This window comes from Nonomuraea sp. NPDC050328 (genome assembly GCF_044459405.1).
Taxonomy (GTDB): domain Bacteria; phylum Actinomycetota; class Actinomycetes; order Streptosporangiales; family Streptosporangiaceae; genus Nonomuraea.
Genome location: NZ_JBITIW010000002.1, coordinates 573,889 through 597,259, shown reverse-complemented (window position 1 = coordinate 597,259; position 23,371 = coordinate 573,889). Strand labels below are relative to the sequence as shown.

Genomic DNA, 23,371 nt, shown 5'->3' with positions numbered 1-23,371 from the left:
CCCGGCCGTCAGGGGAGCGCGAAGGTCATCCTGATCGTGGTCCCCTCGGCCGACCGGCGGATGTCCAGGTCCGTCGCCGCGCGCCGGGCCAGCCACAGTCCACGGCCACCTGGGGCGTCGTCCGGCGGCGCCTCGTGGCCTTCCGCGTAGCCCCCCGCCCCTGGATCCTTCCACCGGCCCGAGTCACGCACCTCCACGACGAGGTGCCCGTCGGCCCGCCACATGAGCAGGTGGGCGGGCATACTGCCGTGCGTGACCGCGTTGGTCGTCACCTCGTTGACCGCGATGACCAGGTCGACGAGGGAATCGCGGGCCAGACCGTGCCGGCGCGCCACGCGGGTGACCACGTCGCGCAGCCCCGGCAGATCGTCCAGGGTCACAGGGGCCGCCACCAGGTCGGGCGCGAGCGTCGCGTGCTCCATCACTGTCGCGTCCCTCCTTCTGCTCGCTTCCGGTTTGCGGGCCCACCCGTCCTCTCCCCAGGCTGACCCGCCTCATTCCTCACCCAGGCATCGACCCGTCCTGACCGAGGCCGGTTGAGGGAGCGCTCTCCATACCGATTGACGCGTGGTCAAAGCTGTGTCAGCTTGTCGAGAGAGCGCTCTCAGACGTTGCGTATTCGCGGTGCCACCCCCCGAAGGAGCAGCAATGCCTCGCAGCCGCCTCGCGGTGCTCTGTGCCGCCTTAGCCACCCTCACCGTCCTGTTCACCCCCGTCGCGCCGGTCGCGCACGCCGCCGTGCCGCCGCCGCCCGCCGGCTGGTCGCTGGTGTGGGCCGACGACTTCACCGGCCCGGCGGGCGCCCTGCCCGACGCGGGCAACTGGATCATCGACACCGGCCACAGCTACCCCGGCGGCCCGGCCAACTGGGGTACCGGGGAGATCCAGAACTACACCGCCGACCCGGCCAACGTCAGCCTCGACGGCTCCGGCAACCTGCGCATCACCCCGATCGGCGGCGGCCGGTCCTGGACCAGCGCCCGCATCGAGACCCGGCGGGCCGACTTCAAGCCCGCCGACGGCCGCATCCTGCGCATCGAGGGCCGGATCCAGATGCCGAACGTCACCGGCGACGCCGCCCTCGGCTACTGGCCGGCCTTCTGGGCGCTCGGCTCGCCCTTCCGCGGCAACTACTGGAACTGGCCGGGCATCGGCGAGTTCGACGTGATGGAGAACGTCAACGGGCTCAACTCCGTCTGGGGCGTGCTGCACTGCGGCGTCGCGCCGGGCGGGCCGTGCAACGAGTTCTCCGGGCTCGGCGCCAGCCGTACCTGCCCGGGGGCCTCGTGCCAGTCGGCCTTCCACACCTACCGGTTCGAGTGGGACCGCAGCGTGACCCCCAACCAGTTGCGCTGGTCGGTGGACGGCCAGCAGTTCCACAGCGTCAGCCAGGCCCAGATGGACGCCACCACCTGGGCCAACATGACCGGGCACGCCGGCTACTTCCTGCTGCTGAACGTGGCGATGGGCGGGGCCTTCCCCGACGGCGTCGCCGGGTTCGCCACGCCCACCGCGGCGACCGTCTCGGGACGGCCGATGGTCGTCGACTACGTGGGCGTCTGGCAGAGCGGCGGCCCCACCCAGCCGGGCGGGGTGGACGCGCGCTCGACCATCCAGGCGGAGAGCCGGCAGGCGCAGTCGGGCACCTTCAACGAGCCCACCACCGACACCGGCGGCGGCCAGAACGTCGGCGGCATCGGCAACGGCGACTGGCTGCGCTTCGACGGGGTGAACTTCGGCTCGGTGCCGGCCGCCCAGTTCAGGGCGCGGGTCGCCTCGGGCGCGGCGGCCGGGGTCAGCGGCCTGGTGCAGGTACGGCTGGGCAGCCCGACCGCCCCGCCGATCGGTGACTTCGCCCTGGCCAGCACCGGCGGCTGGCAGAGCTGGCGGACCGTCCCGGCCAACATCACGCCGGTGGCCGGGACGCACACGGTCTACCTCACCTTCTCCTCCGGCCAGCCGGCCGACTTCGTCAACGTCAACTGGTTCACCTTCTCGACGAACTGACCGGCTGCCTGACCAGCTCGGCCAGCTCGGGCAGCACCGCGTCGGCGACCACGACCGGCCGGTCGATCAGACCGGCCGCGTGGAACAGGTCGGCGGCGCGCTGCTGCTCGGCGACGAACTCCTCGCTCACCGGCTCCAGGCCGAAGGGCCGGTGACGCAGGGCGTGCTCCCAGGCCGCCACGTCACCGCCGTCGTCGGCGGCGAACAGCTCGGCGGCCTCGCGGTAGTTCTCCTTGATCCAGGCGTCCGACTCCTGGAGGGCGTGGACGATCGCGGCGAGCTCGGCGGGGTGCTCGGTGGCGAAGTCGCGGCGGGTGAACCAGAGCGAGCGGTGGCTGAACAGCCCGTCGGTCTCGACCAGCGTGCGGGTGCGGGCCTCGATCGCGCCCAGCGCCGGGTAGGAGCCCACCCAGGCGTCGACCTCGCCGTCGAGCAGGAGCCGGGCGGCGTCCACCCCGGCGTCCACCGGCTCGATGTCGCCCCACGACAGCCCGGCGTCGTCCAGGGCGAACAGCAGCAGCGTGGTCTGCCAGCTCCCGTGGCCGAGCGCGACCTTGCGGCCGCGCAGGTCGGCGACCGAGGTGACCGGCGAGTCGGCCCGCGTCACCAGCCGCCCGTTCTCGTGCCTGGGCCCCGAGACGGCCACGTAGACGATGTCGTGGCCCTTGCCCTGCGCGGTGACCGGCGGCGTCGAGCCGGTGCCGATGAAGTCGTAGCCGCCGTCGAACAGGTGGTCGCCGTGCACCGACGGCAGCCCCTCGCGCGGCGAGGGCCGCTCGCCCGGCGGCAGCTCGCGCAGGTCCACCCACTGCACGGACGGCAGGGACCGCTCCAGGATGCCGCGGTGGCGCAGCACCCACAGCGAGTTGTTGTGCGGGAAGAATCCGACCTTGACGCTCATCTGGTGCTCCTCTGCAACAGGGGCAGGACGTGCTCGCCCACCCGGTAGGCCTCCTCCAGGTGCGGCACACCCGCGAGGATGAAGGACCCGACCCCGAGCTCGATCAGCTCGTCGAGCCGGGCGGCGACCTGCTGGTAGCTGCCGACCAGGCCGAAGGCCGGCCCGCCGCGCAGCAGATGGAAGCCGCCCCAGACGTTGGGCTCGACCTCCAGGTCGCGGTGGCCGGTGACCCGGCCGGTGACGAAGGAGCGGCTGCGCTCCCAGCCGATGGAGTCGCCGGTGGCGTCCTGGAGCACGGCCGGATCGATGTTGTCCCAGCCGCGCCGGATCTCCGCCCAGGCCTCCTCCTCGCTCTCGCGCGCCACCACGTCGATGCGCACGGCGAAGCGCGGGTCGCGGTCGCTGTGCTCGCGCACCTGGCCGAACTTCTCGGCCAGCGGCCCGAACGGCTCCAGCCAGGACAGGTAGTAGTCGGCGTGCCGCCCGGCCGCCTCGATCGCGGCCTTGGACGAGCCGGAGAAGTAGATCTCCGGGAAGGGCTGGGCGGCCAGCTCGTCCGGCAGGTGCGCGCCGTCCACCTGGTAGAAGCGGCCCTTGTGCCGGTACGGCTCGCCGCTCCAGACCCCGCGCAGCACGTCGAGGAACTCCGAGGTGCGCGCGTAGCGGTCGTCGTGGTCGACCTTGTCGCCCCACCAGAGCTGCTGCGGCCCGCCTCCGCCGGAGATGATGTTGTAGACCAGCCGGCCCCCGGTCGCCTGCTGCAACGTCGCCGACATGCGGGCGGCCTGCACCGGATGGAGGAAGCCCGGCTGGTAGGCGACCATGAAGCGGTAGGTGGAGGTCTCGGCGGCCAGGCTCGCCGTCGCCGCCCACGGGTCGTCGGTGAACGGGAAGCTCGGCAGCAGCCCGCCGACGAAGCCGGCGCTCTCGGAGGCACGGGCCACGTCGCCCATGTGCTCCAGGTGGCTGTAGCCGTCCGGCCGGCCCCCGCGCAGGCCGGGGGCCAGGCTGCCGGGACCGAGCGGCGCCCAGCCGCCCCGGCTGGCCACCCGCCGCCGCAGCGACGGCTGGTCGCCGTGGGTCCCGATCCGCCAGTAGACGTCAACGGACACCGGCGTCCTCCTTCGCCAGCAGCGGCAGCAGGTGCTCGCCGATCCGGTAGGTCTCCTCCAGCGCGGGCGCGGCCTCCAGGTGGAAGACGGTGACGCCGCGCCGGGCGAACTCGCGCAGGGCGGCGGCCACGCCCTCGTAGCCGCCGGTCAGGTCCCCGTCCAGGCCCGCGGCCTCGGCCGCGTCCTCGCGGGCGGCGATCCGCAGCCGCACGCCGTACCGCAGGCCGGGCAGGCGCTCGGTGGCGGCCTCGATGTCGTCCCAGGGGTCGAACAGGTGCACGTCGCCGTGCTCGGCCGACAGGTCCAGCTCCTCCGGCGAGGTGCCGGACAGCACCACCCTGGGCAGCGGGTGTCCGGCCAGCGGCGGCTCGCCGAAGCCGCCGTCCAGCACCTCGAAGTGGCGGCCGCGGAAGCTGAAGCCGCCGCCGCTCCACACCCCCTTGGCGATGGTCAGGAACTCGGCGGCACGGCGGAAGCGCTCGGGGCCGTCCACGAAGTCCCCGTGCGCGCGGGCGAGCACGGGGTCGAGGTCGGCCAGCTTCCAGTCGAGCCGGTCGGCCGAGAAGCGGGCCAGCGACAACGAGAGCTTGGCCGCGTAGACCGGGGTGGCCACGGCCGGGTGGAACTCGGCGGTGACCCGCAGGTAGCGGGTACGGCGCAGCACCGCCCCCGCCAGCACGAAGCTCTCCGCCCCGCCCGGGTCGAAGGGGAGCACCGCCCCGCTCAGCCCGGCCAGCTCGGCGGCCCGGGCGACCTGCGCGACGTGGTCGTGGGGGCCGGCGGCCCGGCGCGGGTCGGTCAGGGCGGCGGCGAAGCGCCGTCCCCGCCGCGAGCGCGTGGGCAGGATGATGTGGAACTCCAGCTCCGGCGGCTGGGGGGCCATCACGCCACCGCCCGTTCGGCCAGGATCTCGCGGGCCCGCTCCAGCGGCTCGTGCGCGGCCCAGGCGGCCACGTCCACGTCGGCGGCCAGGAAGCCGTGCTCCAGCAGGAAGTCCTTCTGCAGCCCGAGCAGGTCCAGCCGCTCGGGTGACAGGTCGGGGCGCAGCCGGGTGTGGAAGCCGTCGCGGTAGGCCGCGCGCACCCCGGCCGCCCCGGACCGGGTCTCCCCCGCCAGGATCCGGCGGACCCCGGCCAGGTCGCCCGCCGCCCAGTCGGCGGCGCGCAACGTCTGCACCAGGAAGCGCACAACCAGGTCGGGCCGCTCGGCCAGCAGGTCCTCGTGCACGGTGATCGGCCGCGGGGTGCCGTTGTTGACCCGGGTGGCCGGATCGGGGTGGGCGTCGAGGTCGACGGCGACCACGGCTCCGGCCGCGACCGCCTGCTCGGCGGCCCGCGCGCCCTTGACGTAGACCGCGTCCACCGCCCCCGCGGTCAGCTCGGCGAGGCCGGGCCACGACCACTCGCCCGGCGGCTGCTCGACCTCCACGAACTCCACCGCGTCGAGGGTGAGGCCGCCCTGGCCGAGCGCGCCCTTGGCGCCGTGCAGGGCCATCGCGCGGGGGAAGCTCTCGGCCCTGGTGGCGGCCCAGCGGGACAGGGCGAAGCGCGCTCCCCTGAGCCCGGCCGCGCCGGCGATCCCCGAATCGGGGCGGACCAGGACGGACTGCGCCTCCTCGATCCAGGTGAGGCCGATCAGCCGGGTGCGCGCCCCTTCGGAGCGGGCGGCCAGCGCCGGCACGTTGCCGCCCTCGCGGAACAGGCCGGGCAGGTCGTGGTCGAAGTGGTGCCGGGCGATCTCGGGCGGGGCGTCCTGCAGGACGCCCACCTCCCCGAGTTCGTCGGCCAGCCAGCCGAGCCGGTGGGCCAGGCCGCTGGCCGTGGGGACGGGGCAGCGGGTGTACCAGAGGGTGGTCATGACACTCCCAGGGTCGACAGGAACAGGCGGCGGGCGGCGAGGAAGGCGGGGTCGTCGCGATCTCGCGGGTGGGGCAGGTCGATCGGGCGTTCGACGGCGAAGCGGCCCTCGCGCAGCACCGCGACGCGGTCGGCCAGCCGTACGGCCTCCTCCACGTCGTGGGTGACCAGCACGACGGCCGGGCGGTGGCGCGCGCACAGCTCGGCGACCAGTTCCTGCATCTGCAGGCGGGTCAGCGCGTCCAGCGCGGCGAAGGGCTCGTCGAGCAGGAGCAGTTCGGGCTCGCGGACCAGGGCTCTGGCCAGCGCGACCCGCTGGGCCTCACCGCCGGACAGGGTGGCGGGCCAGGCTCTGCCGTACCCCTCCAGGCCGACCTCGGCCAGCGCCCGCGCGCCGCGGGCGGCGGCCGAGCGCGGCAGCCCGAGCACGACGTTGGGCAGCGTCCGGCGGGCCTGCACCAGCCGCGGCTCCTGGTAGACGGTGGTACGGCGGGGCGGCGCGAGCACGCTGCCGGCGTCCGGCCGTTCGAGGCCGGCCAGGATGCGCAGCAACGTGGTCTTGCCGGTGCCGCTCGGCCCGAGCAGGGCGAAGAACTCGCCGCGCCGGATCTCCAGGTCGATGCCGTCGAGGACGGTCTTGGGCCCGAAGCTCTTGCGCAGCCCGCTGATGAGGACGGCGGTCTCGCTCATCGCGCCGCCAGGTGCTCGCGCCAGGGCATGGCCAGCCGTTCGAGTCCGCGGATGCCCAGGTCGATGAGGAGCCCGAGCACCGCGTAGAGCAGCACGCACAGCAGCATGTAGTCGTTGCGGTAGTACTGCTGGGACAGGGTGACGAGGTAGCCGATGCCCTCGGTGGCGCCGATCTGCTCGGCGGCGATGAGGCCGGTGAGCGAGATGCTGAGGCAGACGCGCAACGCCATCAGGATGTTGGGCAGCGCGCTCGGGATGATCACGCCGAAGGTGAGCCGCGCTCCGCTCAGGCCGAAGCCACGGGCGGCCTCGACCACCTTGCGGTCCACGCCGCGCACCCCGAGGTAGGTGTAGGCGTACATCGGGCCGACGGCGGCGACCGCGATGAGCACGACCTTGAAGGTCTCCTGCACCCCGAACCAGGAGATGAACAGCGGGACCAGCGCCAGGAAGGGCACCGCGCGCTTCATCTGCAGCGTCGGGTCGACCAGGTCCTCGCCCAGCGCCGACAGCCCGGAGACGACGCCGAGCAGCAGGCCGGTCCCGGCGCCGAGCGCCACGCCCAGCCCGGCGCGGCCGGCCGAGGCCAGCAGGTAGTCGCCGAGCTGGCCGGTGGCCAGGAGTTCGCCGAGCGCGCCGGCGACCGCGGGCGGCCCGGCGAGGATGCCGGGGTCGAGCGCGCCGGTGGCCGAGCCGATCCACCAGGCGGCCAGCAGCAGGAGCGGGACGCCGGCCCGCACGGTCAGGGTCAGGGCCGGGTGCCTGCGGCGGGTGCCGAGGTGGCGCGGGGTCTCCAGCGCGAGCGCGCGTTCGGCCAGGACGGTCATGGCCGCGCCTGGTGGATGACCGCGCCGGCGTCGAGCGTCGCGGGGAGCACGCCGTACTTGGCGAACAGGGCCGCCACGTCCTTGACGAAGCCGGCGTCGGCGGGGAGCGCCGGGCGGGGCAGGCCGGCGAAGCGGGCCTTGGCCAGCTCGACCTCCAGGCGGGCTCCGCTGACGGCGGTGGGTCCCTGCTGGAGGAAGACGTTCTGGAAGCGCTCGGGGCTGGTGCGGGCCTCGCTGGTGAGCTCGCGGACCACGTCGAGGTAGACCTTGACCGCCTCCGGGTGCTCGTCGAGGAGTTCGGTGCGGGCGGCGTGGATGCTGAGGTCCTGGTCGGGCAGGGCGGTGCTGTCGACCAGCACGCGGGCGCCCTTGGCGACCACCTCGGGGTAGGCGCGGACGATCGCCCACCAGGCGTCCACCTTGCCGGTGGCGAAGGCGGCGGCGGCCTGGTCGGGGTTGAGGTAGACCCGCTTGACCTGGTCGACCGGGACGCCCTCCTTCTCCAGGGCGAGCAGCAGGAGGTACTCGCCCCGGCCGCCCTTGTTGACCGCCACCTGCCGGCCCGCCAGGTCCTTGACCGTCTTCACCGGGCTGTCCGGGTGCACGACGAGGCCGTCGGTCTTGGGCGCGGCCGGGTCGGTCACCCGGTCGGTCACGGAGAAGATCTTGAGGTCCTTGGCGCCGGACAGGTAGCCGAGGACCGGGGAGATGGCGCCCTGCAGCACGTTGACCGAGCCGGAGCGGACCGCGTCGATGGTGGCGGTGAAGGAGGCGTAGCTGCCGCCCCACTCCACGCGGGCTCCCACCTGGGCCAGGCGCTTCTCCAGGATGCCGTGCTTCTTGGCGTAGGCCAGGGGGCCGGCGTTGCCGGGGTCCTGGAGCTTCAGGACCGCTCCCTCGGCGGCTCCGGCCGAGGAACAGGCGGTGGCGGTCAGGGCGGCGGCGAGCAGGAGGAGCAGGAGGCGATGGGGAATCCGCATATTCCCCATAATTCAGGTAGGTATTTAGGAAGTCAAGCCGTGGGCGAGCCCGGTCTGTGCTCGTTCCAAGGGTCAGCCTCGTTTGAAGCCGGTGATCCGCCGCAGGATGTCCCACCAGAACGGCGCCCCGAACAGCAGCGCCAGGTAGGTGAGCAGGAAGCCCGGCCAGTGGCTCGGCGTGGTGATCCGGTCCCACCACCCGCCGCCGTTCCAGTGCACGCTCGGATCGCCGTCGGCCGGTACGGTCACCTTCACGATCGCGTTGCCGAGCGCCTTGATCAGCGCGGGCGAGCTGAGCGTCTCGGTGATGCAGTCGGCCAGTTCGACCGACTCGCCCGGCTGGCTGCACTTGGCCTTGAGCTGCTCGATCGCCTCCGGGCCCCCGGCGGTCGCGGCGGCGACGGCCGCGCGGTAGGCGTTGTCGCGCAGCACCGACTTGGCGAACTCCACCCCGTCGAGGCTGAACAGCAGCGTGATGACCAGGCCGAGGGCGGAGACCACCCACCTGACGTAGCGCCGGTACAACATCGACAGGCGTTGCATCTCGGAGTCGAACCAGGTCTCCACGCCCTTGCGGAAGCGGTCGAGGTCGCGCTGGGCGCCCTCCCACAGGCCCTTGAGGTGGCTGTGCAGCGGGCTCTTGAGCTCCTGCAGCTTGCCGAGCAGCCCCTCGACGCCGTCGGGCTCGGCGGCGGCCATCTCCATCACCGCCACCGCGAAGCGCTCCGGCGGGATGTTGGCGATGCTGGTGCGGCCGGTCTTGGGGTGGTCGATCTCCCGGACCCGCTCGTACAGGCGCTTGGTCATGTCGTCCTGGGCGGGCGCCTCCTCGGCCTGCTCGGCGGGCGCGGGACGGGCGTCGCTGGGGGCGGGCTGGTCGCTGAAGACGGGGCGGGGGTCGTGGGTGAAGGGCAGGGCGGCGAAGACGTCGCGCACCTTGGCCGGCAACCAGGAGCGGCCCTGCGCGTCGCTGCCGTCCATCGTGTCGCGCAGGTAGGCCCACAGGAACTTGCTGCGGATGGACAGGAGCCGGACGAAGCCCTCGTTGAGGCCGCTGACCAGGAGCGACATCAGGAGGAACAGCATGACCAGGCCGACTGCCAGGTCCACGTAAAGAGACAGCAAAGCGATCACCCCGCGCCTTGATACACCCGAGGGGATCTCCGCGCAACGAACCGCGCCGAACGAGCCGGCCGTGCGGGGGTCAGTCGCCGTAGAAGGCGCGTTCGGTCACCTGGCGGGCGCGGCGGGTGATGCGGCGGTAGTCGTCGAGGAAGTCCTCCGAGCCGTCCGGCGGGTAGCCCAGGGTGCGGGCCAGGCGGCGGCGTTCGCGGGTGTCGGCGGGGACGAGGTCGCCGGGCCGCCCCTTCACCAGCATGATCGCGTCCCGGATCCGCGAGGCGAACCGCCAGGCCTCGGCCAGCACGTCGGCGTCGGCCGCCTCCAGCAGTCCCTCGGCCACCGCCGCCCGCAACGCCTCGACGGTCCGGGTGGTGCGCAGCGCCGGGCGGTCCCCGGCGTGCCTGAGCTGCAGGAGCTGGGCCACCCACTCCACGTCCGACAGCCCGCCGCGCCCGAGCTTGGTGTGCAGGGCCGGGTCCGCGCCGCGCGGCAGCCGCTCGGCCTCCATCCGGGCCTTGAGCCGCCGGATCTCCCGCACCGCCTCCTCGCCGATCCCGCCGGCCGGGTAGCGCAGCTCGTCGGCCAGCGCCAGGAAGCGCTCGCCGAGTTCCCGGTCCCCGGCCGCGAACCGGGCCCGCAGCAGCGCCTGCGCCTCCCACGGCGACGACCACCGCGCGTAGTAGGCGCGGTAGGAGGCCAGGCTCCGCACCAGCGGGCCCTGCCGCCCCTCTGGCCGCAGGTCGGGGTCGATCAGCAGCGGCGGGTCGGGCGCGGGCAGGGCGAGCAGCCGCCGCACCTCGTTGGCCACCGCGAAGGCCGTCTCGGTGGCGTCGCCGTCGCCGTGCACGAACATCACGTCCGCGTCGCTGGCGTAGGAGCACTCCAGGCCGCCGAGCCGGCCCATCGCGATCACCGCCAGCCGTACCGGCGGTTGCCGTTCGAGGCCGACCTTGGCCTGTGCGGCCTGGAGCGCGGCGTGGAGCGTCACGTCGTTGAGCGCCGACAGGCTCTCCCCCACGCCTTCGATGTCGATCGTGCCGGACAGGTCGGCGACCGCCGTACGGAACAGTTCGCGGCGGCGCAGCGAGCGGACGGCGGCGACGGCGGCCTCGGCCTCCTCGTGCCGGGCCAGCGCGGCCTGCGCCTCGGCGAGCAGCGCCTCCGCCGGGCGGGGCGCGACGTCGGCGCCGAGCAGCTCGACCGCCTCGGGGGCGTGCAGCAGCAGGCCGGTGGCGTAGCGGCTGGTGCCCAGCAGCCGGGCCATCCGCCCGGCGACGGCGGTCTCGTCGCGCAGCAGTCGCAGGTACCACGGGGTGGTGCCCAGCTTGTCGCTGACCTGCCGGAACCCGAGCAGCCCTGCGTCGGGGTCGGGGGTGTCGGCGAACCAGCCGAGCAGCACCGGCAGGAGCGTGCGCTGGATCGCCGCGCGCCGCGAGACGCCTGTGGTCAGCGCGGCGATGTGGCGCAGCGCGCCCTCGGGGTCCTCGTAGCCCAGCGCGCGCAGCCGTGCGACGGCGGCGGTCGGCGAGAGCCGGTCCTCCGACTCCGGCAGCCGCGCGACCGCCTGCAGCAGCGGCCGGTAGAACAACTTCTCGTGCAGCCGCCGCGCCTGGCTCGCGTGCTGCCGCCAGCGGGCGAGGAAGGCCGCCGCCGGGTCGGGCTGCAGGCCCAGTGCCCGGCCGAGCCGCCGCAGGTCCGCCTCCGCCTCCGGCACCAGGTGCGTACGGCGGAGCCGATGCAGTTGCAGCAGGTGCTCCACCCGGCGCAGGAAGGTGTACGCCTCGGCCAGCGCCCTGGCGTCCTCGCGCCCGACGTACCCGCCCCGCGACAGCGCCGCCAGCGCGGCCAGCGTGGAGCGCCGGCGCAGCAGCGGGTCGAGCCGGCCGTGCACGAGCTGCAGGAGCTGCACGGCGAACTCGATGTCGCGCAGCCCGCCCGGCCCGAGCTTCAGATGGCGTTCGCCCTCCTTGGCCACGTGCTGCTCGACCCGGCGGCGCATCGCCTGGACGTCCTCGACGAAGTTGTCGCGGGTGGCGGCCGTCCAGACCAGCTCGTCGGCCATCTCGGCGTAGGCCGCGCCCAGCTCGGCGTCACCGGCCACCGGCCGGGCCTTGAGCAGCGCCTGGAACTCCCACGTCTTGGCCCAGCGGCGGTAGTAGGCCTGGTGGCTGGCGAGGGTGCGGACCAGCGGCCCGGCCTTGCCCTCCGGGCGCAGCCCGGCGTCGACCTCCCACAGGGCGCCCTCTGCGGTCACCGTGGAGCAGGCGCGCATGAGGGCCTGGGCCAGCCGGGTCGCCGCGCGGGTGTCGTCCTCGGCGGCGGAGACGAAGATCACGTCCACGTCGCTGATGTAGTTGAGCTCGCGGGCGCCGCACTTGCCCAGGCCGATGACGGCCAGCCGTACCTCGTGCTCGCCGGTCTCGGCGCGGGCGACGGCCAGCGCGGCCTCCAGGGCGGCGGCGGCCAGGTCGGACAGCGCGCCGGTGACCTCCGGCAGGCTCAGCTCGCCGGTCAGGTCGCGTCCGGCCAGGGCCAGGAGCCGGCCGCGGTAGCCGACCCGGAGCGCGTTGAGCGGCTCGGGTGCGCTCGCCACCGGGCGGAGGTGGGCGGGGTCCGCGCCCACGGCTTCCAGCAGGGCGGCGCGCGGGTCGGTGGCCGGTGGGCGCTCCAGCAGGGCCAGGTCGGCGGGGTGCCGGGCCAGGTGGTCGCCCAGCGCGGCGCTCACCCCCAGGACGCTCACCAGGCGCGGGGTCGGCTCGGCCCCGGGCAGCCGGGTGAGCGCCGTCAACGCCAGATCGGGATCGGCGGCGCCGGCCAGCAGGCTCTCGTAGGCCCGGGCGGCGTCCGGCGGGCTCTCCGGCGACCGGGCAGTGTCCGTCGGGCTTCCCTGCGGCACAACGGTGTCCGGCGGGTTTGCCTGCGGCACAACGGTCTCCGGCGGGTTTGCCTGCGGCCGGGTGGCGGTCAGTTCGGTGAGGAGGCGTTCTGCCCGGGCCACGTCGGTGAAGCCCAGCTTGGCCAGCCTGGCTGCGGTCGACTCGATCCGGGGCACCCGGCCATTGTGGCAGGCGCGGGCCCGCCGGTCCCGGACCCGCTCACGGGCGCGGGCACGAGCCGGACAGCACCACCTCGACCGCCCGCTCGGCGAAGCCCGGCTCGGGGACCTGCCGCCGGAGCAGCACCCGGGTCCACACCGCACCGCTGAGCAGGTCGATGACGAGCAGGCGGTCGAGGTCGGCGGCGACCTCCCCGCGCTCGACCGCCCGGTCGAAGATGGCCTGCTCGCGGGCGAAGCGGTCGGCGAAGAAGGTGGCGAACAGCGGCCCGAGCTCGTCGTCCCGTCCGCCGCCGGCGATGGCCGCCACCACGGTCTGCACGCCGGGGTCTGACAGCAGCTCGATGACCCGCTCGACCAGCGCGACCAGGTCGCCGCGCAGGGAGCCGGTGTCGGGCGTGTCCAGCGCGAGGACCTCGCCGTCGGTCAGCGCGGCGCTGAGCAGGGCGGCCTTGGACGGCCACCAGCGGTAGATCGTGGTCTTGTTGACGCCGGCCTCGCGGGCGACGCCTTCGACGGTGAGCCCCTCGTAGCCGTGCTCGCCCAGGAGCCGCAGGGTCGCGGCGAAGATCGCTTCGGCGGAGCGTGGCGGCATGGCGGGCCCTCGGCGGATAGACGCGACGTTGCGTCGCGCAGTCTAGCCGTCCGTCCGGCGGTGCATCGCGAGCAGGGCGATGTCGTCACCCGACCCGGTGCCCGACGCTGTGCCGGAACCGGTGCCGGAACCGGTGCCGGCCGCAGGGAGGTCGTCGCGCGGGTCCGTGCCGGTCATCGAGCGCATGGCCAGCGCGCACAGTCCCTCCGGGTCGCCGCCGTGGCCGCTCAGCGTCCGGCACAGCTCGGCCATGCGCTCGGCCAGCGGCTGGGTCCTGGTCTCGACCAGCCCGTCGGTGTACAGCAGCAGGGTCGCGCCGGGCGGCACCGCGAAGGTCTGGCCGCGGTAGGGGAAGCCGGGATCGACGCCCAGCGCGAGCCCGTGGTGGACCGGCAGCAACCGGGCCGGGCCGTCGCGCGGCACGAGCAGCGGCGGCAGGTGCCCGGCGTTGGCGAGCTGGAGCGCGTGCGTGTCCGGGTCGTAGATCGCGTAGCAGAGGGTGGTGAACTGCCGCTGGCCACCGGCGTGCAGGAACTGGTTGACCCGCTCCAGCAGCGGCGCGGCCGGGAGCCCTTCGAGGCTGTAGGCCTGGATCGCGGTGCGGAGCTGGCCCATCAGCGCCGCCGCGCGCACGCCCCGGCCCATCACGTCGCCGATGGTCAGCGCGATCCGGCCGTCGGGCAGTTCGAGGGCGTCGTACCAGTCGCCGCCGGCCTGCTGGCCCGCGCTGCCCGGGCGGTAGCGGGCGGCCAGCCGTACGGGCGCCATCTCGGGCAGGGCCTGCGGCAGGAGGGAGCGCTGGAGGTGGACGGCGATGCGGTGCTGGCGGTCGTACTGGGCGGCGTTGTCGAGCGCGAGCGCGGCCCGGCCGACCAGCTCGTCCAGGAACGGCCGCCGGGCCGGGTGCGTGGCGGCGGGCGTCGGCCCGGCCAGGACGGCCAGCCCGATCACCCGCCCGCGGTGCCGAAGCTCCACGACCTCGTCCGGGCCGAGCTCACCCGGCGGTCGGTGGAGCGCCTCGGCCGGCAGCGGGTCGGCCGCGCGGGTGGCCTGCAGCACCGGGGCGAGGTGGCCCTCGTTCTCCTCGGCCTCGGTGTGCAGCCAGACCGCGCACCCGGCGGCGAAGGCGGGCACGATCTCCGCGCACAGCACCCGGCTGATCTCGGCCGGGTCGAGGCTGGCGTTGAGCCGGCGGCTCACCTCGGCCAGCGCGGTCAGATGCTCGGCCGCCTCGCGCTGCTGGCGGGCGGTGCTCAGGTGGGTGCGGACGCGGGCGATCAGCTCGGCGGTGGTGAACGGCTTGATCAGGTAGTCGTCGGCGCCCGCGTGCAGGCCCTCGATGGCCGACTCCTGGCCTGCCCTCGCGGAGATCATGATCACCGGGAGGTGCCGGGTGCGCTCGTCCGCCCGGAGCGCCTCCAGCAGGCCGAACCCGTCGACGCCGGGCATCATCACGTCGGTCAGCACCAGCTCGGGCGGGTCGGCCTCGACCGCCGCCAGCGCCGCGCGCCCGTCGGCCACCGCCCGCACCCGCCAGTGCGGGGCCAGCACCCGCTGCAGGTAGGCCCGCATGTCGGCGTTGTCATCCACGACGAGCACCTCCGGCCCGCCCGCCGCGGCCTGCTCGCCCCCGGCCGCCCAGCCCAGCGCCTCCCGCAGATGCGCCCCAGCCGTCCGCGGATCCCTCTCCGCGCGATCCGGCAGGCCGTCCGTCTCCCCGCTCCGGCCCGGCAAGCCGCCCGCCTCGGGCTCCGCCGTACCGTGCGCCAGGCCGCCCACCTCCGCCTCCTCCGTCCGGTACGGCAGGCGCACGGTGAACGTGGAGCCCCGCCCCGGCTCGCTGGCCACCTCGACCGTCCCGCCATGCAGATGGACCAGCTCCCGGACGAGCGACAGCCCGATCCCGCTGCCTTCCTCGCTCCGCCCCCCGCTCCCCGGCACCCGGTGGAAGCGGTCGAACAACCGCGGCAGCTCCTCGGCGGGGATGCCCACCCCGGTGTCGGCCACCTCCAGCCGCACCTCCTCCCCCACCGCCTCCAGCCGCACCCGGATCTCCCCGTCCAGGGTGAACTTGAAGGCGTTCGACAGCAGGTTGAGGATGATCTTCTCCCACATGTCCGGATCGACCGGCACCGGCCGCGGCAGGGGCGGGCAGTCGGTGACCAGCCGGAGCCCGCCCCGCTCGACCGCCACCTCGAACAGGCTGGCCAGCTCGGCGGTGAGCGCGGCCAGGTCGAGCGGCTCCAGGCGCGGCGTCATCCGCCCGGCCTCGGCCCTGGAGAAGTCGAGCAGGGTGTTGACCAGCTTGAGCAGCCGCAACGCGTTGCTGTGGATCAGCTCGGCCCGCTCCCGCCCGCCCTCGCTCAGCGCCTCGCGTTCGGCCAGCAGGTCCTCGACCGGGCCGAGCAGGAGGGTGAGCGGGGTGCGGAACTCGTGGCTGATGTTGGAGAAGAACATGGTCTTGGCCCGGTCGAGGGCGGCCAGTTGCTCGGCGCGGTGCCGCTCGGCCTCGAAGGCCACGGCGTCGGCGACGGCGGCCGAGACGTGGTCGGCGATCAGGGCGGCGAAGCCGCGGGCGCTGTCGTCGGCCGGGCGGGCGCTGTTGATCCCGGCCACCAGGAGCCCGGCGGGCTGCTCGCTGCCGGGCCGGGCGACCGGCAGCACCCAGGCTCGGGCGGGCGGCTCGAAGCCCTCCCGGGCGTGCCCGGCAAGTTCGGGGGCGCCGGGCTGGGCCACCTCGATGATGCCGGTGCGGGCTCGGCCGAGCGACCACACGTCCGCCTCGGCTGCGGCGCCTGCGGCGAGGTCCACCTCGCGGGGGCTCAGCCGGCCGCCCGGCGGGAGGCCTGCCGTACCGGCGAGCCGGGCGCGGTCGCCGTCGAGCAGGTAGAGGAGCGCGAACGGCACGTCGGCGGGGTGGCCGGAGAGCACGCCGGCGGCGCGGGCGCAGGCCTCGGCGGCGGTCGTGGCGCTGCGGGCGCGTTCGCCCAGCTCGCGGATCAGGGCCAGGCGGCGTTCGGTGACCACCCGTTCGGTGGTCTCGGTGACCGCGCAGAAGACGCCGCCGATGCCGCCCGACTCGGCGCGGATCGGGCTGTAGGAGAAGGTGAAGTAGCACTCCTCGGCGAAGCCCGAGCGTTGCAGGATCAGCAGCAGGTCGGTGGAGTAGGTGGCCTTGCCCTGGTAGAGGACCTGCTCCAGCATCGGGCCGATGACCGTCCAGGCCTCATGCCAGCACTCGCGGGCGGCCTGGCCCAGCGAGGCCGGGTGCTTGGCGCCCAGGACGGGCAGGTAGGCGTCGTTGTAGACCTGGGCCAGGTGCGGACCCCAGAAGATGATCATCGGGAACTCGGAGGCCAGGCAGATGCTGAGCGAACTGCGCAGGCTCTGCGGCCAGTCCTCGGCGGGGCCGAACGGGGTGGCGGACCAGTCGAGCTCGCGCATCAGCGCGCCCATCTTGCCGCCGGCGGCGAAGACCGCCTCCAGGCCGGACGTCTGCGCCGCGTGCGGATCCATGCCGGCCCTCCACCGTCAACGGGACTTGTCCCTGACCGGCGGAGCCGCTAAACAGGTCAGGTGCACGCGGGACGGCCGGGATGACGAACCTACAACTTTCCACCCTCACCCGGGGGGAGATCGTGATCATCTGCGTCGGCGGTGAGCTCGACGCGGTCACCAAGGCGCCGCTCGATCGCAGCCTGCGCGGGCGTTTCCAGCGGCCGGGCGAGCGGGTGGTGCTCGACCTGTCGGACGTCACGTTCATGGACTCGGGGTCGCTGGGGCTGATCACCGACCATCATCAGCGGGCCGCGGCGGCCGGGTGTGAGCTGGTGCTCGCGGGGGCTTCGCCGACCCGGATGCAGGTGTTGTGGCTGACCGGGCTGGCCGACTGGCTGCCGCTCTACCCCGACGCCGACGCGGCCTGCGCGGCACTCGGCTGAGCCGTCCCCTGGGCAGCCGTCCCCTCGGTTGAGCCCCCATCCCTCCGTGGCCGCCCCCTCTGCACCCGTCCCCTCGGTGGAGGTCAGGAGAGGCGGTGGGGTGGGAGATCGGGCCGGGTGGGCTGGTCAGGCGGGGCGGCGCATGCGGAGGCGGACGCTGGAGTGGCCCTCGCCGCCCTCGATGGCGACCTCGTCGCAGAGCGAGCCCATCAGCCACAGCCCCCAGCCGCCGGTCGCGCCCTCGCCGGGGCGTTCGCGCGGCACTTCGCGGCCGGTCAGCCGGCCGGCGTTGTCACTGATCTCCACGGTCAGGAAGTCGGCGTCCTGGCTGACCCGCACGCGGCCCTGGCCGCCGGCGTGTTCGAGGACGTTGGCCATGGCCTCGCTGACCGCCAGCACCAGGTCGATCTGACGGTGCTGCGGCAGGCCGGCGGCAATGGCGCACCCACGGACCCGGTCCCGTAATTCGCCCAGGTCGTTATGGATGGCCCAGCTCCGTGACTCTCCCGGATACACCCGCCGCCGCTCCTCGCCGATGGCTCGCCCCCGGGGCGGCCCACAACCGGACACCCCGCCGGAATGCCCGCCAGGATATCTCGTCCCACGCGCGCCGCCCGACCCCCGGGCCAAACACAACGGTGCGTTGCACTTTGCGGAGATATGGGAGTAGGTTCCAACGCAACGTTGTGTTGCACTTTTGGAGGGGTCATGACAGCGGCGCTCACGTGGGGTCTGCTCGGGGCGTGGATGGTGCACGACGCGGAGGAACTGGCGACGATGGCGGGCTGGCTGGAGCGCCACCATCCCGAGCTGGCGGAGCGGTATCCGTGGCTGAACCTGTCGCAGGAGCGGGTGAACACCGCGATCGGGCTCATGGGCGTGGTGGTGGCCGCCGCGGCGGCGGACGGGGCCAGGACGGGTGGGCGGAGCGCGTTCTTCCAGGCGGCGGTGGCCGGGTTCGGGCTGCACGGGCTGACGCACCTGGCTCAGGCGGCGGTCGCCCGCGGGTACACGCCGGGGGTGGTGACCGCGCCCCTGGTGGTGCTGCCGTACTCGGCCTGGGCCTGGCGGCGGCTCAAGCGCGACGGCCTCCTCCGCCCTGGACGGCCGGCAGCCGGGGCGGCCTGGGGCGTCGCCGCCCTGGCCGGGGTGCACGCGCTCGCCCATCTGCTCACCGGCAAGCCCACCCCGTCATAGGGGAAGAGCGGCGGTGGGTTAGCCGACGGTGGCGCGGGTCTTGACGAGGGCGGCGAAGCGTTCGGCGACGGGGCGCCAGGCGGCGATCAGGCCGGGCTCGGCGGCGGCTACCGCCTCGTCGAGTCCCTGGACGCCGGAGGCGGCCGTCCAGGAGGCGAAGATCGCGGGCGTCGCCTCGGGGTGGAACTGGACCGCCCAGGCACTGTCCCCCAGCCGGTAACACTGGTTGGGGTACTGGGTGCCGGTCAGCAACGGCACGGCCCCCTCGGGCAGCCGCGTCATCGCGTCCCGGTGGTACTGGATGGCGACAGCCGTACCGATCCCGTGGAAGAGCACGTCGTGCTCGGCCGCCGGCAGCGCGGTGACCGCGCACGCGCCGACCTCCAGCCCAGCCGCCCCCCGCTCGACCGTTCCGCCACAGGCCAGGGTGAGCAACTGCGCCCCCAGGCAGATGCCCAGCGTCGGCACGCGGTGCTCAACGCTGGCGCGGAGCAGGTCGCGGGTGGCCGGCAGCCAGGGGTGGTCGTCGTCCTCCCAGGCCGCGGCCTCGCCGCCGAGCACGATCAGCCCGTCGGCCGCCCGCTCGGGCACGGGCTCACCCAGGTACGGCCGGACGACGTCGCAGGGCAGGCCGAGCCAGTCGGCCAGGTAGCCGAGGCCCGCGCCGGCCTCGTGCTCGATGACGGTCATTCGCATAGTGGCTCATAGGGTAAGCCCATGGACATCGACTCCGTAAAGGGGCTGCGGATCGCCCGCTTCGGCCAGGGCGAGAAGAAGATCGTCGCCGTGCACGGCATCACCGCCTCGCTGATGGCCTGGGGCGCGGTCGCCGGGAACCTGCCCGCCGGCTGGTCGCTGATCGCGATGGACCTGCGCGGCCGCGGGCACAGCCGCGACCTGCCGGGGCCCTACGGGCTGGAGCGGCACGCCGAGGACGTCCTGGAGATCGTCGAGCACGTGGGCGGGGCCGAGGTGCTGACCGGCCACTCGATGGGCGGCTACGTGGCGGTGCTGGCCGCGGCGCGGCGGCCGTTCGAGCGAGTGGTGCTGGTCGACGGCGGGCTGCCGTTCCCGCCACTGCCGCCGGGCACCGACGTGGACGCGGCGATGGCGGCCACGCTCGGCCCGGCGATCCAGCGCCTGGAGCAGACCTTCGACTCCCCCGAGTCCTATGTCGCCTTCTTCCAGGCCCATCCGGCCTTCGCCGGGGCCTGGAACGCCGACGCCGAGGAGTACGTCCGGTACGACCTGGTCGGCGAGCCCGGCGCGTTGCGCTCGCGGGCGGTGCCGGAGGCGGTGCGGCAGGACGGGCGGGCGCTGCGGCTCGACGGCGACCGGCACGGGGCCGCGCTGGCGTCGATCACCTCGCCGCTGACCTTGTTGCGCGCGCCGCGCGGACTGCTCGACCAGCCGGTCGGGATGCTCCCGGACGAGCTGGCCGCGTTCTGGACGGCGAAGGTGCCGGGGCTGCGGGACGAGGTGGTCGCCGACTGCAACCACTACACGATCCTGCTCGACCCCCGCTGCGCCGCCCTGGTGGCCGAGCGGCTGACCGGGAGCTGACGCCCGTGTTCCGGTACGGCTCGCGCGAGCCGTACCGGATCGAGACCGGCTACTTCGGAGCGATCCAAGTGGCCTTGGCGGCGGCGACGAGCGTGCCGTCCACCTCGTAGACGGCGCTCTCGCCGAAGAGCTTGCGGCCCTCGCGGCCGGTGGCGCGGCCGACGACGGAGTAGGTGCCGCCCGGGTAGACGCGGCGGTGGAGCTGCAGGGTGAGGCGGCCGAGCAGGGCGGACTCGCCGGGGCCGAAGTGCGCCCAGCCGGTGATGCAGTCGAGCACGGCGCCGATGATGGTGGCGGGGACGCCGTCCTCCTCGACCACGGTGTGCGGGACGCGCCAGCCGGCGGCGACCAGCTCGCCGCCGTCGAGGGTGCCGGGGAAGATGCGCAGGCCGTCGCCGGGCTCGCGCAGGCCGCAGACGAAGCACTCGGGGAAGGCGTGGCCCTGGTGTCCGGTGAAGCGGGCCTCGGCGCGGGCGGCCTCGGCGAAGGGCACGAAGGCGGGGGCCTCGAGGTCCTGGGCGACGGGGATGGCCTCGACCAGGAGGCGCTCGCCGTCGGCGAGCTGGACGGCGTGGCCGAGGTGCTCCAGGCGCAGCTCGGTCTCCAGCGGGGTGGGCGCGTGCAGCGTGACCTCGACCGTGGAGTGTTCACCGAGCAGCGTTTCCGCCACGGCGCCGGAGATCCAGCCGCCGTTGGCGATCCCGGCGGGACCGCGGAAGCGCTCGGGAACGGTCAGTACGGTCTGCAGGGCAGCCGTCGTCATGCCACACCCTCCAATATCGCCCCAATGGGCGTTACGTCCGGAAATATGGTTCTAAACAGACCGATTTTACCGGACATCAAGTTTCACCAGCGCATCAGGGGGTGCAGGCACTCGTAACGCTCCTGTTGCGACTGAGCTTCCCTGGGACGCGAGTGATCCGCGCCACATCCCCGGCGCACACACGGAAACCGCCGGCCGGGAGTCGTCCCGGCCGGCGGCTTCGCAGGGGTTTTAGTAGCTGGTGGACACCGTGACGCCGGAGAAGGCGGCGGTGCCGTACAGGCTGATGTAGTTGTAGCCGGACGGCGGGTTGGTGACGGTGAGGGTGTGCGCGTTGCCCGCGCCGGTGGCGCGCTGGTGGTAGGAGCCGGTGGTGGCCCAGGAGGAGCCGTTGTAGTACAGGTCGGCGTTGCCCGAGCCGCCCGTGGTGGTGATGGTCAGGCGGGTCGTGCCGGCCGGGACCAGCAGGTAGAAGTAGGCGTAGCCGCCCTGGCCGGCGGAGATGCCGGTGCGCTGGCAGTTCTTGCCGAGGGCCCGGGTGTCGGAGCCGGAGCAGGTCGGCAGGCTCGGGTTGGTGACGGTGACGTTCTTCGACGCGGTCGCGGTGGCGCCCTTGTCGTCGGTGACGGTCAGCTTGACGGTGTAGGTGCCGGCCGTGCCGTACGTCTTGACCGGGTTGGCCGAGGTGGCGGTGGTGCCGTCACCGAAGTCCCAGCTCCGCGAGGCGATGGTGCCGTCGGAGTCGGTCGAGGTGTCGGCGAGGTTCACGGTCAGGCCGGTGGCCGTGGCGGTGAAGGAGGCCGACGGCGGCTGGTTGGTGGTGCCGCCGCCCCCGCAGGCCCCGGCGGCGCAGGCGGTCAGCCAGGCGTCGAAGTCGGCGTTGTGGTTGAGCGACTTGAGGTGGGTGCGGGCCGCGGCCCAGTTGCCGGTGCGGTAGTGGCCGAGCACGATGTCCAGGTCGGCGCGGCGCTTCTCCACCATGTACCGGGTGGCGAGGTAGCCCCAGCGGTAGATGCGCTGGCTGTCGCCGTTCTCGTAGGTGGTGTCGAACAACTCGCTCAGCGTGTAGGTGTGCTTGGCCGCCTCGGCGATCGCCGCGTCGTAGGTGACGCCGCGGTAGCCGTAGGAGATGAGCTCGGCGAAGCCCTCGATCCACCAGATGGTCGGGGTGGAGACGCCGTCGGTGAAGTCGCCGTGCATGTTGAAGCGGCCGTCGAGGTAGTGCGTGTACTCGTGGTTGAGGTTCCAGATCTGGAAGTCCGGGCGCAGCCACTCGGCCTCGTAGGCGATGAAGCGCGGCTGGTTGCCCGCGGCGCTCGGGTCGCCCTCCAGGTACATGCCGCCGTTGTTGGTGTCGATGCCGAAGATGGCGCCGGCGTAGGTCTGGTAGTCGGTGCTGGAGTCGAAGGCGTTGACCTCCAGCGCGGTGTTGTTGTCCCCGGCCACCGGGCCGTTGTCGCGGGCGACGTTGTGGAAGTAGGCGTCCTGGTTGGCGAGGCTGGCGCAGGTGCTCTGGAGCTGCGCGGCGGTCATCTCCTGGGCGCGGATGCGCAGGCTCGGCGAGCAGGTGTGGTTGATCGGCAGCGCCACGGCGAGCAGGCGCGCGGACAGGTCGCAGGTGCTGTAGTAGGTGCAGTTGCCGGCGTCGTAGTAGTTGACCATCTCGGCCACGCCCACCCACAGCGGCGCGGTGGGGCCGGTGATCTGGCTGCGCTGGAGCAGGTCGCGCAACATCGGCCGGACGGTCGCCCGCAGCGCGGTGTGCTGGGCGAAGCGAGCCAGCTCGCGGCCGGCGTTCGAGGTCAGGTAGCCGTCGTCGGTGCCGAGCAGGTCGAGGTGGCCGGTGGCGAAGTCGCGCAGCGTGGTCAGCAGGCTGGTGTCGGCCTGGACCGCGGTCACGAACTCGGGCACCTGGTGGCCGCGGAAGAGCACGGTGTAGACGTTGTTGACGGCGTTGGTCATGTACCAGCCGTAGCTGGAGGTATAGCCGGTCAGCAGGCGCTTGACGACGTAGAGGTAGCGGGCGTTCTCCTGCGCGCTGTCGATCAGCGTGACCGCCTCGCCCAGGATGGCGCCGTTGGCCTCGCTGACCGTGCTGGAGCGGCTGTTGCCGTAGAAGGCGTCCAGGCCGCCGCGGATCGCGGTGCGCAGGCTGGTGCCGTACTGGCCGACGTCGCCGGAGTTGTACCACTGCACGTAGTAGCCCGCGCGCAGGTACATGACGAGCTGCAGGGTGCTGGTGCTGTTGTCGCCGGGATAGGCCGTGGCGTTGTCGCGCAGCGCGTTGGCGACGGTCACCATCTGCGCCTCGCGGAAGGCGTCGCGGGCGGGCGTGCCGGTGAGCGAGAACAGGGTGCCGATGCAGTCGACGTCGGCGGCCTTGATCTTGGCGACCAGGGCGGCGCCGGTGTTGCCGGTGAAGTCGGTGGTCTCGCAGGGGGCGGCCGCGGCGGCCTGCGAGCGCTGGACCTGGGCGGGGGCCTTCTGCTCGACCGGGGCGATCGGGGGGCGCTCGTCGGGCTTGAGCGGCGTGCGGTTCGCCTCTCCGTGCTCGACGGCGCTGCTCTGCGCCGGCCGGGGCGGCGGCGTGGCGGCGGCTGGGCTGGACTGGTTCTGCGGGGTGGCCGCCGTCGCCGGTACGGCCAGGCCGCCCACGGTGAGGGCGGCGGCGAGCGCGAGGGGTAACGCGATGCGCATCGAGACTCCTGGGGGGTCGGAGCACCTCTGGAATGTGATATGTAAAATTGCATACAAGTTCACCC

20 protein-coding genes are annotated in these 23,371 nt (G+C 73.7%); 4 read left to right on the top strand and 16 right to left on the bottom strand.

Annotation, left to right across the window (positions count from 1 at the left end; all coding sequences use genetic code 11):
* Positions 1 to 8: 8 nt before the first annotated feature.
* A complete protein-coding gene (locus ACIBG7_RS08950) occupies positions 9 to 422 on the bottom strand; it encodes an ATP-binding protein (protein ID WP_357931828.1) in 414 nt (137 codons plus the stop codon).
* Between the two features lie 226 nt (positions 423 to 648).
* Between ACIBG7_RS08950 and ACIBG7_RS08945 the strand changes: the two genes are divergently transcribed.
* The gene (locus ACIBG7_RS08945) at positions 649 to 2,007 is read left to right on the top strand and encodes a glycoside hydrolase family 16 protein (RefSeq protein WP_397335705.1); all 1,359 of its coding nucleotides are present in this window, start codon (positions 649 to 651) and stop codon (positions 2,005 to 2,007) included.
* Here ACIBG7_RS08945 and ACIBG7_RS08940 read toward each other — a convergent pair.
* From ACIBG7_RS08940 to ACIBG7_RS08890, 11 genes are all read right to left on the bottom strand, one after another.
* Complete coding sequence (locus ACIBG7_RS08940) at positions 1,988 to 2,908, bottom strand: ABC transporter substrate-binding protein (RefSeq protein WP_397335704.1); 921 nt, start codon at positions 2,906 to 2,908, stop codon at positions 1,988 to 1,990. The two genes, ACIBG7_RS08945 and ACIBG7_RS08940, sit on opposite strands and share 20 nt — an antisense overlap.
* Entirely contained in the window at positions 2,905 to 4,020 is a 1,116-nt protein-coding gene (locus tag ACIBG7_RS08935; RefSeq protein WP_357931836.1) for an LLM class flavin-dependent oxidoreductase, read from the bottom strand. The genes ACIBG7_RS08940 and ACIBG7_RS08935 overlap by 4 nt, the downstream gene beginning before the upstream one ends.
* Entirely contained in the window at positions 4,010 to 4,903 is an 894-nt protein-coding gene (locus ACIBG7_RS08930) for an LLM class flavin-dependent oxidoreductase (RefSeq protein WP_397335703.1), read from the bottom strand. Before ACIBG7_RS08930 ends, ACIBG7_RS08935 begins: the two co-directional genes overlap by 11 nt.
* Positions 4,903 to 5,877 (bottom strand): ABC transporter substrate-binding protein, encoded by a 975-nt coding sequence (locus tag ACIBG7_RS08925; RefSeq protein ID WP_397335702.1) that lies wholly within the window; start codon positions 5,875 to 5,877, stop codon positions 4,903 to 4,905. Before ACIBG7_RS08925 ends, ACIBG7_RS08930 begins: the two co-directional genes overlap by 1 nt.
* Positions 5,874 to 6,566 carry an ABC transporter ATP-binding protein gene (locus tag ACIBG7_RS08920; protein ID WP_357931842.1) on the bottom strand — a complete coding sequence of 231 codons (693 nt, stop codon included), beginning with the start codon at positions 6,564 to 6,566 and terminating at the stop codon, positions 5,874 to 5,876. Before ACIBG7_RS08920 ends, ACIBG7_RS08925 begins: the two co-directional genes overlap by 4 nt.
* On the bottom strand, positions 6,563 to 7,393 hold the full coding sequence (locus ACIBG7_RS08915; protein ID WP_397335701.1) for an ABC transporter permease: 831 nt from the start codon (positions 7,391 to 7,393) through the stop codon (positions 6,563 to 6,565). The genes ACIBG7_RS08920 and ACIBG7_RS08915 overlap by 4 nt, the downstream gene beginning before the upstream one ends.
* Complete coding sequence (locus ACIBG7_RS08910) at positions 7,390 to 8,373, bottom strand: NrtA/SsuA/CpmA family ABC transporter substrate-binding protein (RefSeq protein WP_397335700.1); 984 nt, start codon at positions 8,371 to 8,373, stop codon at positions 7,390 to 7,392. The genes ACIBG7_RS08915 and ACIBG7_RS08910 overlap by 4 nt, the downstream gene beginning before the upstream one ends.
* Before the next feature lie 72 nt (positions 8,374 to 8,445).
* Complete coding sequence (locus tag ACIBG7_RS08905; RefSeq protein ID WP_357931850.1) at positions 8,446 to 9,483, bottom strand: hypothetical protein; 1,038 nt, start codon at positions 9,481 to 9,483, stop codon at positions 8,446 to 8,448.
* Between the two features lie 94 nt (positions 9,484 to 9,577).
* Positions 9,578 to 12,547: a bifunctional [glutamine synthetase] adenylyltransferase/[glutamine synthetase]-adenylyl-L-tyrosine phosphorylase gene (locus ACIBG7_RS08900; RefSeq protein WP_397335699.1), complete on the bottom strand. Its 2,970-nt coding sequence runs from the start codon at positions 12,545 to 12,547 to the stop codon at positions 9,578 to 9,580.
* A 43-nt stretch (positions 12,548 to 12,590) separates the two neighbouring features.
* Positions 12,591 to 13,145 carry a TetR/AcrR family transcriptional regulator gene (locus ACIBG7_RS08895; protein WP_397335697.1) on the bottom strand — a complete coding sequence of 185 codons (555 nt, stop codon included), beginning with the start codon at positions 13,143 to 13,145 and terminating at the stop codon, positions 12,591 to 12,593.
* A gap of 42 nt (positions 13,146 to 13,187) precedes the next feature.
* Positions 13,188 to 16,661 (bottom strand): SpoIIE family protein phosphatase, encoded by a 3,474-nt coding sequence (locus ACIBG7_RS08890; protein WP_397335696.1) that lies wholly within the window; start codon positions 16,659 to 16,661, stop codon positions 13,188 to 13,190.
* Positions 16,662 to 16,741: 80 nt separating this feature from the next.
* Here ACIBG7_RS08890 and ACIBG7_RS08885 point away from each other — a divergent pair, with 80 nt between their 5' ends.
* Positions 16,742 to 17,086: an STAS domain-containing protein gene (locus ACIBG7_RS08885; RefSeq protein WP_357931859.1), complete on the top strand. Its 345-nt coding sequence runs from the start codon at positions 16,742 to 16,744 to the stop codon at positions 17,084 to 17,086.
* A gap of 126 nt (positions 17,087 to 17,212) precedes the next feature.
* On the opposite strand, the gene ACIBG7_RS08880 is transcribed toward ACIBG7_RS08885, so the two are convergent.
* The gene (locus ACIBG7_RS08880; protein ID WP_357931862.1) at positions 17,213 to 17,890 is read right to left on the bottom strand and encodes an ATP-binding protein; all 678 of its coding nucleotides are present in this window, start codon (positions 17,888 to 17,890) and stop codon (positions 17,213 to 17,215) included.
* Between ACIBG7_RS08880 and ACIBG7_RS08875 the strand changes: the two genes are divergently transcribed.
* Positions 17,795 to 18,283 (top strand): HXXEE domain-containing protein, encoded by a 489-nt coding sequence (locus ACIBG7_RS08875; RefSeq protein WP_357931864.1) that lies wholly within the window; start codon positions 17,795 to 17,797, stop codon positions 18,281 to 18,283. The genes ACIBG7_RS08880 and ACIBG7_RS08875 overlap by 96 nt on opposite strands.
* A gap of 18 nt (positions 18,284 to 18,301) precedes the next feature.
* Here the strand turns inward: ACIBG7_RS08875 and ACIBG7_RS08870 are convergent, their stop codons facing one another.
* Positions 18,302 to 18,979, bottom strand: a complete 678-nt coding sequence (locus tag ACIBG7_RS08870; RefSeq protein WP_397335695.1) for a type 1 glutamine amidotransferase — start codon at positions 18,977 to 18,979, stop codon at positions 18,302 to 18,304.
* A gap of 21 nt (positions 18,980 to 19,000) precedes the next feature.
* Here ACIBG7_RS08870 and ACIBG7_RS08865 point away from each other — a divergent pair, with 21 nt between their 5' ends.
* Entirely contained in the window at positions 19,001 to 19,846 is an 846-nt protein-coding gene (locus ACIBG7_RS08865) for an alpha/beta hydrolase (RefSeq protein ID WP_397335694.1), read from the top strand.
* A 49-nt stretch (positions 19,847 to 19,895) separates the two neighbouring features.
* Here ACIBG7_RS08865 and ACIBG7_RS08860 read toward each other — a convergent pair whose 3' ends face one another.
* Both ACIBG7_RS08860 and ACIBG7_RS08855 read right to left on the bottom strand, forming a co-directional pair.
* Positions 19,896 to 20,609 carry a PaaI family thioesterase gene (locus ACIBG7_RS08860; protein ID WP_397335693.1) on the bottom strand — a complete coding sequence of 238 codons (714 nt, stop codon included), beginning with the start codon at positions 20,607 to 20,609 and terminating at the stop codon, positions 19,896 to 19,898.
* A 231-nt stretch (positions 20,610 to 20,840) separates the two neighbouring features.
* Positions 20,841 to 23,306: a collagenase gene (locus ACIBG7_RS08855; protein WP_397335692.1), complete on the bottom strand. Its 2,466-nt coding sequence runs from the start codon at positions 23,304 to 23,306 to the stop codon at positions 20,841 to 20,843.
* Positions 23,307 to 23,371 lie beyond the last annotated feature (65 nt).

Coding starts and splice junctions, on each gene's coding strand:
- ACIBG7_RS08950 (WP_357931828.1), bottom strand. CDS start 422: ATGGAGCACGCGACGCTCGCGCCCGACCTGGTGGCGGCCCCTGTGACC.
- ACIBG7_RS08945 (WP_397335705.1), top strand. CDS start 649: ATGCCTCGCAGCCGCCTCGCGGTGCTCTGTGCCGCCTTAGCCACCCTC.
- ACIBG7_RS08940 (WP_397335704.1), bottom strand. CDS start 2,908: ATGAGCGTCAAGGTCGGATTCTTCCCGCACAACAACTCGCTGTGGGTG.
- ACIBG7_RS08930 (WP_397335703.1), bottom strand. CDS start 4,903: ATGGCCCCCCAGCCGCCGGAGCTGGAGTTCCACATCATCCTGCCCACG.
- ACIBG7_RS08925 (WP_397335702.1), bottom strand. CDS start 5,877: ATGACCACCCTCTGGTACACCCGCTGCCCCGTCCCCACGGCCAGCGGC.
- ACIBG7_RS08920 (WP_357931842.1), bottom strand. CDS start 6,566: ATGAGCGAGACCGCCGTCCTCATCAGCGGGCTGCGCAAGAGCTTCGGG.
- ACIBG7_RS08915 (WP_397335701.1), bottom strand. CDS start 7,393: ATGACCGTCCTGGCCGAACGCGCGCTCGCGCTGGAGACCCCGCGCCAC.
- ACIBG7_RS08910 (WP_397335700.1), bottom strand. CDS start 8,373: ATGCGGATTCCCCATCGCCTCCTGCTCCTCCTGCTCGCCGCCGCCCTG.
- ACIBG7_RS08895 (WP_397335697.1), bottom strand. CDS start 13,145: ATGCCGCCACGCTCCGCCGAAGCGATCTTCGCCGCGACCCTGCGGCTC.
- ACIBG7_RS08890 (WP_397335696.1), bottom strand. CDS start 16,661: ATGGATCCGCACGCGGCGCAGACGTCCGGCCTGGAGGCGGTCTTCGCC.
- ACIBG7_RS08885 (WP_357931859.1), top strand. CDS start 16,742: ATGACGAACCTACAACTTTCCACCCTCACCCGGGGGGAGATCGTGATC.
- ACIBG7_RS08875 (WP_357931864.1), top strand. CDS start 17,795: ATGACAGCGGCGCTCACGTGGGGTCTGCTCGGGGCGTGGATGGTGCAC.
- ACIBG7_RS08880 (WP_357931862.1), bottom strand. CDS start 17,890: ATGGTGGCGCTCCAGCCAGCCCGCCATCGTCGCCAGTTCCTCCGCGTC.
- ACIBG7_RS08870 (WP_397335695.1), bottom strand. CDS start 18,979: ATGCGAATGACCGTCATCGAGCACGAGGCCGGCGCGGGCCTCGGCTAC.
- ACIBG7_RS08865 (WP_397335694.1), top strand. CDS start 19,001: ATGGACATCGACTCCGTAAAGGGGCTGCGGATCGCCCGCTTCGGCCAG.
- ACIBG7_RS08860 (WP_397335693.1), bottom strand. CDS start 20,609: ATGACGACGGCTGCCCTGCAGACCGTACTGACCGTTCCCGAGCGCTTC.
- ACIBG7_RS08855 (WP_397335692.1), bottom strand. CDS start 23,306: ATGCGCATCGCGTTACCCCTCGCGCTCGCCGCCGCCCTCACCGTGGGC.